This window comes from Citrobacter sp. MGH 55 (assembly GCF_016906145.1).
Lineage (GTDB): Bacteria > Pseudomonadota > Gammaproteobacteria > Enterobacterales > Enterobacteriaceae > Citrobacter_A > Citrobacter_A amalonaticus.
Genome location: NZ_CP070239.1, coordinates 2002758 through 2018274, shown reverse-complemented (window position 1 = coordinate 2018274; position 15517 = coordinate 2002758). Strand labels below are relative to the sequence as shown.

Below are 15517 nucleotides of genomic sequence, written 5' to 3'. Positions count from 1 at the left end.
TAAATACCGTCTGGGCATGAAACTGGTCGAGCGTGGCCACTTTGTCGTTGGCACAATGGATATTCGCCAGAAGGCAAAAAGCTGGTTGATCCGGCTCTCGCAGGAAACGGGACAGACCACCCATTTGGGTATTCTGGACGGCAACGAAGGCGTCTATATTGAGAAAATAGAAGGTAAGCAGGCTGCCATCGCTTATTCACGAATTGGTCGCCGCTTGCCTGTTCACGCCACGGCTATCGGTAAGGTATTGCTCGCCTGGCTGGATGAGGAAGAACTTGCTGCGGTGTTGGAGGGGTATCAGTTCAATGGCTTTACCCCCGCCACCCTTACCGATCGCGCCTCGCTGCTTGCCGCGCTGAAAGAAACCCGCCATAACCAGTATGCGATGGATAACGAAGAGAATGAGCCAGGCGTACGTTGCGTCGCGGTACCGGTCTGGAATCATGAATCACGGGTTATCGCAGCCCTTAGCCTCTCCACTCTCACTTCTCGCGTAAACGACGCCGAGCTGGCCGCCTGGCGTCAGAAACTGATGGATGCCGGGCTGGGGCTGTCGATAACGCTGGGCTATCGTCAACCCTGACCCTGTGTCTCGCTAAACTTTCGGTTGATAAGAGAAGGTGGCGAAATCGGCGTAGCAGCCGTCGCCGCTAATATCCTCACAGTGCAAACCAACAAATGCCCCGGTAAAGAAGCCTCTGCCGCCAATATAGTCATCCGACAGTTTCCACGCCTCAAACGTTAGCGGAATGGTCTGCCACTGGTCACCATCAAATGAATAGCTATAGCGGTATTCCAGATTGTCCACATCCACTCGCAGCCAGACGTTTTCCGCATTCTCCGGCACCAGAATCGGATTATCGTAAAGATGCCAGTGCGCCACGTTGTGATCGAGTTGAATAATCTTCAGCGTTCGTCCGCGCCCCTCTTCCCAGTCCATAAAGCAGTACGTCCAGTTTTTACTGTTGTAGTAACAGGTTAGCCCCGCACTTTGTTGGAAGTAGCGCGGGGAAAAGGCCATCTGCGTTTCAGCACGAAAACAGAAATGCTGCCAACGGCGAGCGACCGTTGACTGGGTAAAGGTGGAGTTCAGCGAATCATTGCCATACAGACGTAAAAATCCAGGTCGGGCGGTCAGCGAGCCAAGCTGGTCATCAAACGGAATACGTAGGGTCTGCAATTCCGGATCGAGCCTTTCACTGTCAAAATCCGTTCGCCACGCACCCGTTCCAACGCTAGCTTGCTCTGTCATACGTGGCCCCGGCACCGTCAGCGCCGCGTGTTTGCCCCCTTCAACATAGGGCCAACCGTCACGCCACTCGATACGCGCAATCCCTGTCTCACGCCCGAGCGGACAGTATCCCCGCCCGCCCGCCGCTAATCGCGGAATTCCCGGAAGATGTAACGGACGGCTGGTCAAATACGCCAGATACCATTCGCCGGTATGGGTCTCCAGCAGTGAACCGTGACCACTCTTCTGTAGGGGGTTTTCCGGCAGATGCCAACTGGTCATCATCGTCACATCGGGATGCAGTTCGTACGGCCCATCAATATTTTTTGCCCGCAATACCACCACGGCATGTTCGTAACTGGTTCCCCCTTCCGCCACCATCAGATAGTAGTAGCCCTCGCGACGATAAATATGCGCCCCTTCGGTATAGCCCAATGGAGTACCCGTAAAGAGCGTTGAACGCTGCGGCGAAAGGGTTTGCGTGTCAGCAAAAAACTCCTGCAACACAATGGTGTTATGAGGATTACTGTGATGACGCGGCCCCCACGGGCGATAGATGTAATACTTTCGTCCATCCGCATCATGAAAGAGTGAAGGGTCAAACCCGCCGTTGCCCATTGGCACAGGAGCGCTCCACGGCCCTTCAATAGAGGGCGCGGTAACCAGGAAATTACGGCCATTTTTCCACGGCGAATCAACGATTTTTACGTCGGTATACAGCAACCAGAATTTGCCATCGGCATAGCTCAGGCAAGGCGCCCAGATGCCGCCAGAATCCGGATTGCCTTTCATATCCAACAGCGCCACGCTGTCGAGCGGAGTACTGACCAGAGACCAGTGTTTCAGGTCGCGAGAATGGTAAATTCGCACACCGGGAAACCATTCAAAGGTTGAGGTGGCGATATAGTAATCCTCGCCCACACGACACAGAGACGGGTCCGGGTTGAAGCCGGTCAGGATCGGGTTTTCAATCTGATACATGGTTCTCTCCTCAGTTCACTGCCACAGCGGCATCGGCAGGTTTGCTCTCAGGCTGCGCGGTGCGCTGACGTTGCAGCTGCTGGCTGATCTCTTCCACACGCTTGCTGCTCAGTTTGTAGAACGAAAGCAGTGTGAACATACCGACGTAAAGCACAACCGGTACGATGCAGAAGAGGATTTTGATGGTCATCAGGACGTTATCTGGCTGCACGGCGTTGCTTGCCGAGTAGCTGGAGAAGGCAAGGATCCAGCCCACCAGCGCGCCGCCAATGGCCAGACCGATTTTCAGGCTGAAGAGATAGGTAGAGAACACCAGGCCATCGAGGCGACGTCCACTTCGGCTCTCTTCGTAATCGACCACATCAGAGGCCATTAACCATTGCAGCGGTGTGGTGGTATTAAAGACAAACAGGAACACAATATTCAGCGCAAATATCAGCGCGATATTGTCCGACGGAATAAAGAAAATACTCAGGCTGATCAGTGAATAAATGCCGATGATCCACTTAAACGACGTCACGCGATCGAATCTGCCAAGCAGACGAGACGAACAAAGAGAACCAAACATCGTCGCCAGGCTGCCATAGAGCAGGAACTGCGTTGCCAGCTCAGGATGGTCCATCACGTATTTGACAAAATAGAGCGTTGCGCCGCCGCGAACCACGTTCGAACCGGTCGCCATCATTTTAAAGGCGCACATAATTCGCCACTGGCTATTCCCCATCAGCAATTTAAGGTCTTTCTTAACCGATGATTCAGGTTGAATCTCGAACGTATAACGCTCTTTCGTTGTAAAGAAACACACGAACAGCAGCACTACGCCACAAATACCCAATACACACATCGCGCCGAAATAGCCGACCTGTTCATCCCCCTGGCCAATAATTTTTACCAACGGCAGGGCAATGCCGCTAATGGCTAATGAACCGGCAGCGGCCAGGAAAAAACGCCACGATTGTAAAGCATGGCGCTCTTTTGGGTCAGCGGTAATGGCACCGGGCATGGCACAATAGGGAACATTCACAAAGGTATAAACCAGCGTCAATAAAATATAGGTGACGCAGGCATAAATGATTTTGCCCTGAGCGGAGAAATCAGGCGTATAAAATGTTAATACGCAGACAATGCCAAACGGGATCGCTCCCCACAACAAATAGGGACGAAACTGGCCGTAGCGGGTACGCGTTCGGTCAACCATTAACCCCATTAATGGATCGGTTATCGCATCCAGCACGCGTGAAATCAGGAATAATGTGCCCATTACGCCTGCCGACAAACCAAAAACATCGGTATAAAAGTAGGCCAGTAAAAACATCGTGGCCTGCCAGACGAAACCGCAGGCGGTGTCCCCCAGTCCATAACCAATTTTATCTTTCATTGTTAACTGCATTTCTACCTCCAGAGAATATGAGAGAAATACGTTCCGAATGACCGGGACCTACAAAATTAAATATCTGAACGTGAACTTTGTGAGGAATACACCCTTTATCCGTATGCTTACCAGATGATGCTTACGAGGAAGATTGTAGAGAGGGATTCGATGAGACAACAATTGTCATATTTGCTTTAGCGGTTATGTATTTTAACTTCTGTGATAACGATGCACTTTTCAAGAAAATAAAAAAAAGACATCCTCCCGTGAAGGATAATATATTTCAGGACAATATTATTCGTCGCCGAAAATAGTGTTCCGGCGACTGATTAATTAATTTTAATTATTCAAAGCCCAAGTGCTTTTTTCCCGGCGTTAATCACCTCAATAATTTTATCCGTATCGTAGATGCACCCTTTCCAGGTTCCACCGCTTACCGCCTGCAATGCAGCCCACAGTCGGGTGTCGTCAGGCAGATAGTCATGGGGCTTCAGGTCGGGATGTAACTCGCGCTCCGCCAGAACTGTCGCGCCCTCTTCCGGCGTCAGTCGTGCTTGTGCGCTGCCGATAAAGTTCACGCTGCCTTTCAATGACAAGCGATCGACCACAATTTCAATCACATCCCCCGTGCGCAATTTGCCGATCGGCCCGCCCGCGAGCGCTTCCGGCGCAACGTGTCCCAGGCAAGCGCCGGTGGATACGCCGGAAAAACGGGCATCGGTAATGAGCGATACCGTTTTCCCCCATGAGATATGCTTCAGCGCCGAAGTGAGCTGGTAAGTCTCCTCCATGCCAGTGCCGGACGGCCCACCGCCGATAATCACCATGATATTGCCCTGCTGGATCTGCCCCTGTTTGATGGCTTTGATCGCCGCCTCTTCCGAGACAAATACGCGCGCCTCGCCCGTATGGCGATAAACACCGTCATCATCCACCACAGACGGGTCGATCGCTGTCGCTTTGATCACTGACCCTTCTGGCGCGATATTACCCACCGGGAACGCCACCGTGGAGGTCATCCCTTTGGCTTTTGCCCCTTCCGGCGACAGGATCACGTCATCAGGATCCACACCGTCCTGATCGCGCAGGCACTGACGGAATTTCGCCCGACGTTCGGCGTGCTCCCACCAGTCGAGGTTTTCACCGAGTGTTTGCCCGGTTACCGTCATCACATCTTCATGCAGTAGTCCCAGTCGACGCAGGTGCAGCATCACCTCCGGCACGCCCCCCGCCAGGAATGCACGCACCGTCGGGTGATAATCCGGGCCGTTGGGCAACACGCTGACCAGGCGCGGCACTTTGCGGTTGATCGCGCTCCACTGCGCCACATCCGGCAGGCGGCATCTGGCGGCATGGGCGATCGCCGGTATATGCAGCAGCAGATTCGTCGAGCCTCCGAAGGCCGCATGCACCACCATCGCATTCTCTATCGCTTTGTCGGTGAGGATGTCGCGGGCAGTAATCCCTTTTTCATCCAGCGCCATCACTGCCCGCGCCGATTGACGCGCAATCTCCAGCCACACATCCTGGCCCGACGGTGCCAGCGCCGAGTGCGGCAGCGCCAGTCCTAACGCTTCCGCCACAACCTGTGAGGTCCCTGCGGTTCCCAGAAACTGGCATCCGCCGCCGGGCGACGCACAGGCGCGACACCCCAGTTCGGATGCCTCTTTCAAACTCAACTCATTATTCGCGTAACGTGCACCGATGGTTTGTACCTTTCCGGCATCTTCGCCGAAGGTGGGCGGTAATGTCGCCCCGCCCGGTACGAGGATCACCGGCAGATCGTGCATTGACGCCAGCGCAATCATCGTCGCAGGTAACCCCTTATCGCAGGTCGCCACGCCAATCACCGCCCGCCGTGTCGGCAACGAACGAATCAAACGGCGAAAGACAATCGCCGCGTCGTTACGATAAGGCAGCGAATCAAACATGCCATGCGTCCCCTGCGAACGACCGTCACACGGGTCGCTGACAAACGCCGCGAAAGGAATACCATTCAGGCGGGTAATTTCCTTCGCCGCCGCCGACATTTGCAGGCCAATCTCCCAGTGCCCGGTGTGATAACCGAGGGCAATGGGGCGGCCATCCGAATGGCGAATCCCGCCCTGTGTGCCAATCAATAACACTTCTCTGCCGGTGAGCTTGTTAGCATCCCAGCCCATTCCGGCGTTTTGCGTCATGCCGAAGAGATTGCCGCTGGGAGATTCCAGTAATATCTGCGGCGTCAGGGGCAACGCCCCCTGGGGGCCGGCAGCGTGGGTTTTCACCGCATAGAACGGTTCATCCTGCGGCGTAAAAATGGTGTTGATAGACATGGTCTCACTCTCCCGAGTGTCGGGGTTCAGGTCGCTCCATTGCTGTTCTACATTATAGAACAACGTTCTTATTTATAGATTCACTGTAATGCAGGCCATGCGTAGAGGTAAATCAGAGAGAGGAGCAGGCTGTGCGTTTTTTAGCCTTGATCACAAAACGGTAAGCAACGAAATGTAACGAGAAGGTTATGCTAACGAAATGGTCGGACAGCCACTGACTATCCGACCGTTGATGATCCCGAAAGCTAATACCCGGCAGGCTCAACCGGATGACTGTCGCCCGGTATATGAGGCGATTTCACAAAGACCCCTTTCCACGGCACTTCCCCTTTGTTCACCAGAAAATGCGCTTCACCGGGATCGCAGTGCATCACGTCTCCCGAGCCTAATGTGTAGGGTTCACCGTTCAGGTACAGCGTCACTTCGCCTGCCAGGGTATAAAAAATTTCGCAGGCCTCGATGTGGCGATGATTAGGAAAAGACTGACCGGGCTGGAGCATGACGACGCCCATGTCACATACCGGGCCACGAATGAGGTATTTCGGGCCACTGTCGCCAAAACGATACTCATGCTGCGCTTCATTCGATTTAATCATGACGATCTCCTGTTATAAACCCGGCGCTTTCCACAAAGAGGTCGTCAACCCGTGATCGACCAGACCTAACTGTTCCTGATATACCGCCTGCCATTTCTCGCGCGATTCCCGATAAAGCGCATGTTTCTCCTTGTCCGGAACATGCTCCCGCTCCCAGCGCACCAGTCGTTCGCCCGTTTCAGCCATGGATGACCAGATCCCGGCCCCCACGCCAGCGGCAATCGCACAGCCCAGCGCCGTCGCCTCTTTGACGACCGGAACGTTGACCGTCAGCCCTGACACGTCCGCCAGAATCTGGCTCCAGAGTTTGCCCTTCGAGCCTCCCCCGGCAAACACCAGCGACGTGGGATGGATCCCGGTAAAATCGGCGATTTGCTGTAAATTGCAGGTCGACACAATGGCCGCATTCTCTTCCAGCGCGCGGAACAGCGTGGCCTTATTGCATTTTTCCGGGTCGATGGACAGGTTAATGAACGAAGGGGCGGCGTGATACCAGCTCTTGAAACGCATCCGGTCGGAGAAAATCGGCATCACGCCCCATGCGCCTGCCGGTACCCGGGAAGCCATCTCCTCCAGCAGTGTATAAGTGTCGACGCCCAGGCGCTCGGCGATCAACTTTTCCTCGGCACAGAAGGCATCACGGAACCAGCGCATCGTCAGGCCGGTAAAGAAGCTGATCGATTCGGTTTGTACCATCCCCGGAATGACGTGTGGATTAACCCGCACGTTCATCTCAGGATCAACAATCGGCGCAGGTAAATTCACGACCTGCTGCCAGAATGTGCCGCCCAGTACGGCGGTTTGCGCCGGACGGACAACCCCAAGGCCGAGACAGCCCAACTGCACATCACCACCGCCCACCACCACCGGCGTGCCGGCTTTCAGCCCGCACAGGGTAGCGGCCTGAGCCGTCACTCTACCCAGCAGCGTGCCGGTCTCTTTGACCGGCGAGAGAATATCCGACCGCAGTCCGGCCATTTGCAGTAATGAGGGTTTCCAGTCGCGCGTTTTGAGATCCAGCAGGCCCGTGGTTCCGGCATTGGAAGGATCGACCGCCAGCTCGCCGCTGAGCATATAGGCCATCCAGTCGCTGATCATCGTGACCGTCGAGGCGCGACGATAGATGTCCGAACGATGGTGCGCCAGCCAGAGCAGACGCGGAATGGCGCTCAACGCCAGCGTCTGGCCGGTGCTGCGATAGACTTCGCTTTCGAAGGTGTAGTCGTGGATCTCTTTAAGCTCGCTGACTTCCCGTGCCGCTCTGGCATCCACGTTGGCACAGGCCCAGACCGGCGTTCCCTCTGCGTCATAGACCACAATGCCTTCGCGCATCGAACAGGCGGAAACGGCAGCTATTGCTTCCGGCGCAATACCGGCGATATGCAGTGCCTGGCGAATGCAATCACAGGCCAGTTGCCAGTTTTTTCCCAGATCAAATTCCATCGAGCCGGGCACATCTGGTACGGCAAGGTGTCGCCATTCCGCTTGTCCCACCGCAATTTGTTTGCCTTCCAGGTCGAAAATCACGGCGCGGACGCTGCCAGTTCCGGCGTCCAGTGCCATCAGGTAATGTTCTGAGTCAGAGAGGGTACAGAGTCGGGCCATCGTTTTAGTCCTCGGCTTATTATATCTGTCAGGTCGTCAATGCTTTCTCCACGGTACAAACGGAAATTCTGTTACTCCCCTGCCGTACGCCTGCACGACAGATGCGCATTACTGTCCGCTGACAATGGCGGCGGCAGTTTCCTGGTCGGTGACCAATGCGTTGATATAACCCCCTTTCATCGCGGCGGCGATCGCTTCCGCTTTATTCACGCCCCCGGCGACGCCAATCACGGTCGGGATCGTCTTCAGGGTATTGAGGGTTAACCCAATCAGTTCATCGTGAATCTTCATCTCCGGGATCACCTGCCCCTCACCATCGAAGAAGTAACCCAGAATGTCGCCCACCGCGCCTTTGCGGCCAATCATCAGTTGTTCACCCTTCGTGATATAGCCTGAGCGAATAATGGTGGCTTCATCTTTCTGGTTGATAGCGCCGATACCGACAATGGCCGCATCGGCTGCCTGGGCGGCCAGCAGGACATCCTGGACGCTATTTTCATTTTTTAACGTCCGGGCAATCTCCGCAGAAGAGGCGCGAAGCGGCGCCGGAATAATACTGACCGGACAGGCCGCGTTGAGTTGTCCAATCCCGGTCATGTAAGGCCCCACGCCACCCGACAGCGTCACCAGGCGAATTTGCTGAGCAGAAATAAACCCGCTGAGCCGTTTTAAGGTATTCATGGTCGCTTCGCCGAAGCCCGCCGCCAGAATCTGCTGTGGCTGGAGTGACTCCATCAACATATGCGCAGCGCCGATCCCCAGGCGAACACATGCATCCGCGCCGGGAAGTCCCGGGATGACCCGCACATTGTTCAGGTCAAAGCGACGACGTAATTCGGTTTCATATTCCAGACAGCCTTCAAAGCGAGAATTAATCTGTACGCGAATAATCCCGGACTGATGCCCCTTTTCCAGCAGGCGCGACACCTTAAGCCGCGTCAACCCCAGTCTGTTGCTGATGTCGCTTTGCGTCATACCGTCGTGGTAATAGAACCACGCAATACGTGCCACCAGCTCTTCTTCACACATCCCTTGCTCGGAAATCATCGGGTCATTAATAGTCATCATTCTGTCTTCACTTTGAACATATCGAATTTCTGAACACAATTGTTCATTCATTGGTCGTTAATAACTGTGATTAAACCCACATTTCAGTGGCTTTTGTTTGAACAAATTTAATATTGACGATCATTTTAGCATGAAACGTGATCTATTCGTCGGTTTTATGAGCAGTTAGGTCATAAGGTTATGAACAATTCGAATCGCACAATACATTTGTTCAACCTGATTCTACCCAGGCCGAACGGAGGTGGCATGCAAATGAGTCAAGAAAAGATCGCCCCACTACTCAGCGCGCAGTCTGTCTGCAAGCAGTATTCCGGCGTCAACGTCCTGAAAGGGATTGATTTTGTCTTACGCAAAGGCGAAGTCCATGCGCTCCTGGGCGGGAATGGTGCCGGGAAATCCACGCTGATGAAAATCATCGCCGGAATTACTCCTGCGGATAGCGGAATCATTGAGATTGAGGGAGCCCGCTGTACAAAACTGACGCCCATTCTGGCGCATCAGTTAGGCATCTACCTTGTCCCGCAAGAGCCGCTGCTCTTCCCCAGCCTGACGGTAAAGGAGAATATTCTCTTTGGTCTGCCCAAACACCAGAGCTCGGCGCAAAAAATGGCGGCGATGCTGACCGCGCTGGGCTGCCAGTTTGATATCAACAGCCCGGCGGGTTCACTGGATGTGGCCGACCGGCAAATGGTCGAAATCATGCGCGGACTGATGCGCGATTCACGAATTTTGATCCTCGATGAACCCACCGCCTCACTGACGCCTGCGGAAACCGATCGTTTATTCAGCCGCCTGCGTGAATTGCTGAGCACTGGCGTAGGGATCGTCTTTATCTCCCACAAGCTGCCAGAGATACGCCAGATAGCGGATTACATTAGCGTGATGCGGGACGGCATCATTGCGCTATCCGGAAAAACGGCGGATCTGACCACTGACGAGATTATCCAGGCCATCACGCCTGCCTCACGCACCAACGCGCTGAGCGCGACGCAAAAACTGTGGCTGGAATTGCCCGGCAACCGTCCGCAGCACGAGGCGGGCACGCCGGTGTTGAGTCTTGAGAATGTGACTGGCGAAGGGTTTATGAACGTCAGTTTCGAGGTTCGCGCCGGGGAAATTTTAGGTCTGGCCGGTCTGGTCGGTGCCGGACGTACCGAACTTGCCGAAACGCTTTACGGGCTACGACCGCTACGGGCCGGAAGCATCGTACTCGGCGGCAAGGATATCTCCTCACTTTCCACCCGCGAACGTCTACAGCACGGTCTGGTGTATTTGCCGGAGGACCGGCAATCGTCAGGGCTGAATCTGGATGCCTCGCTGGCGTGGAATGTTTGCGCATTAACCCACAACCACAGCGGTTTCTGGGCTAATCCGGCCAAAGACAGCGCCACGCTCGAACGCTATCGCCGCGCGCTTAATATCAAGCTCAACGATCCTGAACAGCCTGCCCGCACGCTTTCTGGCGGTAATCAGCAAAAAATCCTGATCGCCAAATGCCTTGAAGCCTCGCCGCAGGTGCTGATTGTAGATGAACCAACGCGTGGTGTGGACGTCTCGGCGCGTAACGACATCTATCAGTTGCTCCGCAGTATCGCAGCTCAGAACGTCGCGGTGCTGTTCATCTCTTCTGATCTGGAGGAGATAGAACAGATGGCCGATCGCGTTTACGTCATGCACCAGGGAGAAACGGGCAACGATGCTCTGCAAGGCGACGAGATTAATGTCGACACCATCATGCACGTGGCGTTCGGCGACCGCACGTCAGGGGCTACACCACATTCCGGGGAGGCGCCATGCTGAAATTTATCCAGAATAACCGCGAGGCCACCGCCCTGTTAGCCGTGCTGCTGCTGTTCGTGCTGCCAGGGATGCTGGACAGCCAGTACCTCAGCGTTCAGACGCTGACAATGATTTTCAGCAGCGCCCAAATCCTCATGCTGCTGGCGATGGGCGCCACGCTGGTGATGCTGACCCGCAACATCGACGTGTCGGTCGGATCGATCACCGGGATGTGCGCGGTACTGCTGGGGCTGTTGCTGAACGCGGGGTATCCCTTGCCGGTGGCCTGCCTGGCGACGCTGCTGCTGGGACTGCTGGCAGGGTTTATCAACGGCGTGCTGGTCGCCTGGCTGAAGATCCCGGCGATTGTCGCCACGCTGGGCACGCTTGGCTTGTATCGCGGCGTCATGCTGCTGTGGACGGGCGGTAAATGGATTGAAGGATTACCGGCACAACTCAAGCAACTCTCCGCCCCGGTTTTCCTCGGTATCTCCGCCATTGGCTGGCTGACCCTGCTGCTGATGTTGCTGATGGCCTGGCTGCTGGCAAAAACCGCTTTTGGTCGCTGTTTTTATGCCACCGGGGATAATTTACAGGGCGCGCGGCAACTGGGCGTGCGTACCGAAGCCATTCGGATTCTGGCCTTTTCGCTCAATGGCTGCATGGCAGCGCTGGCCGGGATCGTCTTTGCCTCACAGATTGGCTTTATCCCGAATCAGACGGGAACCGGGCTGGAAATGAAAGCCATTGCCGCCTGCGTGCTGGGGGGCATCAGCCTGCTGGGCGGTTCCGGGACGATCATTGGTGCCGTGCTCGGTGCCTATTTCCTTACGCAAATCGACAGCGTACTGGTCCTGCTGCGCATTCCGGCGTGGTGGAATGACTTTATTGCCGGTCTGGTCCTGCTGGCGGTGCTGGTATTTGACGGCCGGTTGCGCTGCGCGCTGGAACGCAATATCCGTCGGCAAAAATATGCCCGCTTCACGCCGCCGCCCCAACCGCGTCCGTCGGCAAAAAACACCGACTCTGTGCGCACTGCCAAAAAACGTGAGGTTGCCTGATGACTCGTTTACATCGTTACGGCTGGGAACTGGCGCTCGCCGCTCTACTGGTGATTGAAATTCTGGGATTCGGCGCCCTGAACCCACGCCTGTTGGATCTGAACGTCCTGCTGTTCAGCACCAGCGACTTTATCTGCATTGGCATTGTCGCCCTGCCTTTAACCATGGTGATCGTCAGCGGCGGGATCGACATCTCCTTTGGCTCGACGATGGGGTTGTGCGCCATCGCGCTGGGCGTGATGTTCCAGGGCGGCGTACCGCTGCCGCTGGCCATTCTTCTGACGCTCGCGCTGGGCACGCTGTGCGGACTGATCAACGCCGGACTGATTATCTACACCGGTGTGAACCCGCTGGTCATCACCCTGGGAACGTTATACCTGTTCGGCGGCAGCGCACTGCTGTTGTCGGGGATGGCGGGAGCGACCGGTTATGAAGGTATCGGCGGCTTCCCGCAGGGCTTCACCGATTTTGCCAATCTCGATGTGCTGGGTCTGCCCGTCCCCCTGATCTTCTTTCTCGTCAGCGTGATCTTTTTCTGGTTGCTGATGCACCGGACCCACGCCGGACGCAATGTCTTCCTGATTGGGCAGAGCCCCCGCGTGGCGCTGTATAGCGCTATCCCGGTGAACCGGACGCTGTACGCGCTGTACGCGATGACCGGCTTTGCGTCGGCGGTCGCGGCGGTGCTGCTGGTCTCTTACTTCGGCTCTGCACGTTCCGATCTGGGTGCCTCTTTCCTGATGCCAGCTATTACAGCGGTCGTCCTGGGCGGCGCCAATATCTACGGCGGCTCCGGGTCAATTCTCGGTACCGCCATCGCCGCGCTGTTGGTGGGCTATCTGCAGCAGGGATTGCAGATGGCTGGCGTGCCCAATCAGGTATCCAGCGCCCTCTCCGGCGCATTGCTAATTGTCGTTGTCGTAGGTCGTTCTGTCAGCCTGCATCGTCAGCAAATCAAAGACTGGCTGGCGCGTCGTCGCGCTATCCGGCAGGCCTAAAACCCATTGCCATAAAGGAAAAGTACATGACTATTCAGAGCATTAAAAAAATTGCCGTAATCAGTACCCTTAGCCTGGCGGCGTTCACTCTCAACGCTTATGCCGCAGAGCGAATCGCATTTATCCCAAAACTGGTTGGCGTGGGATTCTTTACCAGCGGCGGTAACGGCGCCCTCGAGGCAGGCAAAGAGCTGGGCGTCGATGTCACCTACGATGGTCCGACGGAGCCCAGCGTGTCCGGCCAGGTTCAGCTCATCAATAACTTCGTCAACCAGGGGTATAACGCCATTGTGGTTTCCGCCGTGTCGCCTGATGGCTTATGCCCGGCGTTAAAGCGTGCCATGCAGCGCGGCGTGAAGGTGCTGACCTGGGATTCTGACACCAAACCGGAATGCCGGTCGTACTACATCAACCAGGGCACTCCTGCCCAGTTAGGCGGCATGCTGGTCGATATGGCCGCAAATCAGGTCAAAAAAGAGAAAGCCAAAGTGGCCTTCTTCTACTCCAGTCCGACCGTGACCGATCAAAACCAGTGGGTGAAAGAAGCGAAAGACAAGATCGCCAAAGATCATCCGGGCTGGGAAGTCGTCACCACGCAGTTTGGTTATAACGACGCCACCAAATCGCTGCAAACCGCAGAAGGCATTATTAAGGCTTATGCCGATCTCGACGCCATCATCGCGCCGGATGCCAACGCCCTTCCCGCCGCCGCTCAGGCTGCTGAAAACCTGAAAAACACCAGCGTGGCGATTGTCGGCTTCAGCACGCCAAACGTGATGCGCCCTTATGTTGAGCGCGGCACGGTGAAAGAGTTTGGCCTCTGGGACGTGGTCCAGCAGGGCAAGATCTCCGTGTACGTGGCTGACGCGCTGCTGAAAAAAGGCGACATGAATACCGGCGACAAGCTGGACATTCCGGGCGTGGGCCAGGTTGAAGTCTCGCCGAACAGCGTACAGGGCTACAGCTATGAGGCGAAAGGCAACGGCATTGTGCTGCTGCCTGAGCGCGTGGTGTTCACCAAAGAGAATATCGATAAGTACGATTTTTGAGTTTCATTCCTTAACCGTGGAGTAAAAAATGGCTGATTTAGATGACATCAAAGATGGTAAGGATTTCCATACCGATACGCCGCAACGCAATACCCCATTCACATTAAAGGGGTGCGGCGCACTTGACTGGGGGATGCAGTCCCGACTGTCGCGCATTTTTAATCCTGAGACGGGAAGAACGGTCATGCTCGCGTTTGACCACGGCTATTTTCAGGGGCCGACGACGGGACTGGAACGTATCGATATCAATATCGCCCCCCTGTTCCCGCTCGCCGATGTGCTGATGTGCACACGCGGTATCCTGCGCAGTGTGGTACCGCCTGCCACCAACAAACCGGTAGTCCTGCGCGCCTCGGGCGCTAACTCGATTCTCACCGAGTTAAGCAATGAGGCGGTTGCGCTCTCCATCGATGACGCGGTTCGTCTCAACAGCTGCGCCGTGGCGGCACAGGTGTATATCGGCAGTGAGTATGAGCACCAGTCGATCAAAAATATCATTCAGTTGATTGATGCCGGTATCAAGGTCGGCATGCCGACGATGGCGGTAACTGGCGTGGGGAAAGACATGGTGCGCGATCAGCGCTACTTCTCGCTCGCCACGCGTATCGCCGCAGAGATGGGCGCGCAGATCATCAAAACCTACTACGTCGATAAAGGTTTTGAGCGCATCGCCGCAGGCTGCCCGGTTCCGATTGTTATCGCCGGTGGTAAAAAATTACCGGAACGTGAAGCGCTTGAGATGTGCTGGCAGGCCATCGACCAGGGCGCATCCGGTGTCGATATGGGGCGTAACATCTTCCAGTCCGAACACCCTGTCGCCATGATGAAGGCCGTCCACGCGGTGGTACATCGTAATGAAACCGCAGACCGCGCGTATGAACTCTTTCTGAGCGAGAAAAACTAAGAAGTCATGGGCCTGCCAGGCGGGCCCATGCGTTTCAAGGAGAACAGTATGCATGTCACTCTGGTGGAAATTAACGTCCACGACGATAAAGTCGATGAATTTATCGACGTCTTTCGCCTCAATCATCTGGGATCGGTGCGTGAAGAGGGGAATCTCCGCTTCGACGTGTTACAGGATCCGGAAGTGAAGAGCCGCTTTTATATTTATGAAGCCTATAAGGATGAAGCCGCCGTTGCATTCCATAAAACCACGCCCCACTACCTTGCCTGCGTGGAAAAACTGGAATCGCTGATGAGCTGCCCACGAAAAAAACGCGTCTTCAATGGATTGATGCCATAAGGATCTCAAAATGAACCGTCCCTTTTCCGGGTTGAATCGCGCAGAGTGCGTCTCGTTAATGAAGCGTTACCCGTTAAGCATCGGTATTCTTGCCGGCCAGTGGCTCAAACTCGGTGGGTACCTGCAAACGCTTCGCGCGCTTGAACAACCCGTTCTTCACCTGGATCTGATGGACGGGCATTTTTGCCCTCAGTTCACCGTCGGTCCCTGGGCTATCAA

At 55.4% G+C, this 15517-nt stretch carries 13 protein-coding genes and 1 pseudogene; 8 read left to right on the top strand and 6 right to left on the bottom strand.

Annotation, left to right across the window (positions count from 1 at the left end; all coding sequences use genetic code 11):
- Positions 1–583 (top strand): IclR family transcriptional regulator (locus tag JTI98_RS08020; protein ID WP_043001821.1); only part of this gene is annotated, 583 nt, incomplete at its 5' end.
- 12 nt (positions 584–595) lie between these two features.
- On the opposite strand, the gene JTI98_RS08015 is transcribed toward JTI98_RS08020, so the two are convergent.
- The 6 genes from JTI98_RS08015 to lsrR form a co-directional block, all read right to left on the bottom strand.
- Positions 596–2212: a glycoside hydrolase family 43 protein gene (locus tag JTI98_RS08015; protein ID WP_044264505.1), complete on the bottom strand. Its 1617-nt coding sequence runs from the start codon at positions 2210–2212 to the stop codon at positions 596–598.
- A 10-nt stretch (positions 2213–2222) separates the two neighbouring features.
- Positions 2223–3602 carry a glycoside-pentoside-hexuronide (GPH):cation symporter gene (locus JTI98_RS08010; RefSeq protein ID WP_042999279.1) on the bottom strand — a complete coding sequence of 460 codons (1380 nt, stop codon included), beginning with the start codon at positions 3600–3602 and terminating at the stop codon, positions 2223–2225.
- Positions 3603–3931: 329 nt separating this feature from the next.
- The gene (locus JTI98_RS08005; protein ID WP_216082108.1) at positions 3932–5899 is read right to left on the bottom strand and encodes a YjhG/YagF family D-xylonate dehydratase; all 1968 of its coding nucleotides are present in this window, start codon (positions 5897–5899) and stop codon (positions 3932–3934) included.
- A gap of 245 nt (positions 5900–6144) precedes the next feature.
- Entirely contained in the window at positions 6145–6495 is a 351-nt protein-coding gene (locus JTI98_RS08000) for a dimethylsulfonioproprionate lyase family protein (protein WP_042999277.1), read from the bottom strand.
- A 12-nt stretch (positions 6496–6507) separates the two neighbouring features.
- Complete coding sequence (gene lsrK / locus JTI98_RS07995; RefSeq protein ID WP_044256829.1) at positions 6508–8100, bottom strand: autoinducer-2 kinase; 1593 nt, start codon at positions 8098–8100, stop codon at positions 6508–6510.
- Positions 8101–8208: 108 nt separating this feature from the next.
- Entirely contained in the window at positions 8209–9165 is a 957-nt protein-coding gene (gene lsrR, locus JTI98_RS07990; protein ID WP_043001820.1) for a transcriptional regulator LsrR, read from the bottom strand.
- Positions 9166–9420: 255 nt separating this feature from the next.
- Here lsrR and lsrA point away from each other — a divergent pair, with 255 nt between their 5' ends.
- The 7 genes and pseudogenes from lsrA to JTI98_RS07955 form a co-directional block, all read left to right on the top strand.
- Entirely contained in the window at positions 9421–10968 is a 1548-nt protein-coding gene (lsrA, locus tag JTI98_RS07985) for an autoinducer 2 ABC transporter ATP-binding protein LsrA (RefSeq protein WP_229233574.1), read from the top strand.
- Entirely contained in the window at positions 10962–12008 is a 1047-nt protein-coding gene (gene lsrC, locus JTI98_RS07980) for an autoinducer 2 ABC transporter permease LsrC (protein WP_042999274.1), read from the top strand. The genes lsrA and lsrC overlap by 7 nt, the downstream gene beginning before the upstream one ends.
- Positions 12008–13006, top strand: coding sequence for an autoinducer 2 ABC transporter permease LsrD (lsrD, locus tag JTI98_RS07975; protein ID WP_061069583.1), 999 nt, complete (start codon positions 12008–12010; stop codon positions 13004–13006). The genes lsrC and lsrD overlap by 1 nt, the downstream gene beginning before the upstream one ends.
- Positions 13007–13032: 26 nt before the next feature.
- Positions 13033–14055, top strand: coding sequence for an autoinducer 2 ABC transporter substrate-binding protein LsrB (gene lsrB, locus JTI98_RS07970; RefSeq protein ID WP_000155278.1), 1023 nt, complete (start codon positions 13033–13035; stop codon positions 14053–14055).
- A gap of 28 nt (positions 14056–14083) precedes the next feature.
- Positions 14084–14959 carry a 3-hydroxy-5-phosphonooxypentane-2,4-dione thiolase gene (gene lsrF, locus JTI98_RS07965; RefSeq protein ID WP_058587126.1) on the top strand — a complete coding sequence of 292 codons (876 nt, stop codon included), beginning with the start codon at positions 14084–14086 and terminating at the stop codon, positions 14957–14959.
- 48 nt (positions 14960–15007) lie between these two features.
- Entirely contained in the window at positions 15008–15298 is a 291-nt protein-coding gene (lsrG, locus tag JTI98_RS07960; RefSeq protein ID WP_044264508.1) for a (4S)-4-hydroxy-5-phosphonooxypentane-2,3-dione isomerase, read from the top strand.
- 10 nt (positions 15299–15308) lie between these two features.
- Positions 15309–15517 (top strand): annotated as a pseudogene (locus JTI98_RS07955) (epimerase); the annotation flags it as partial.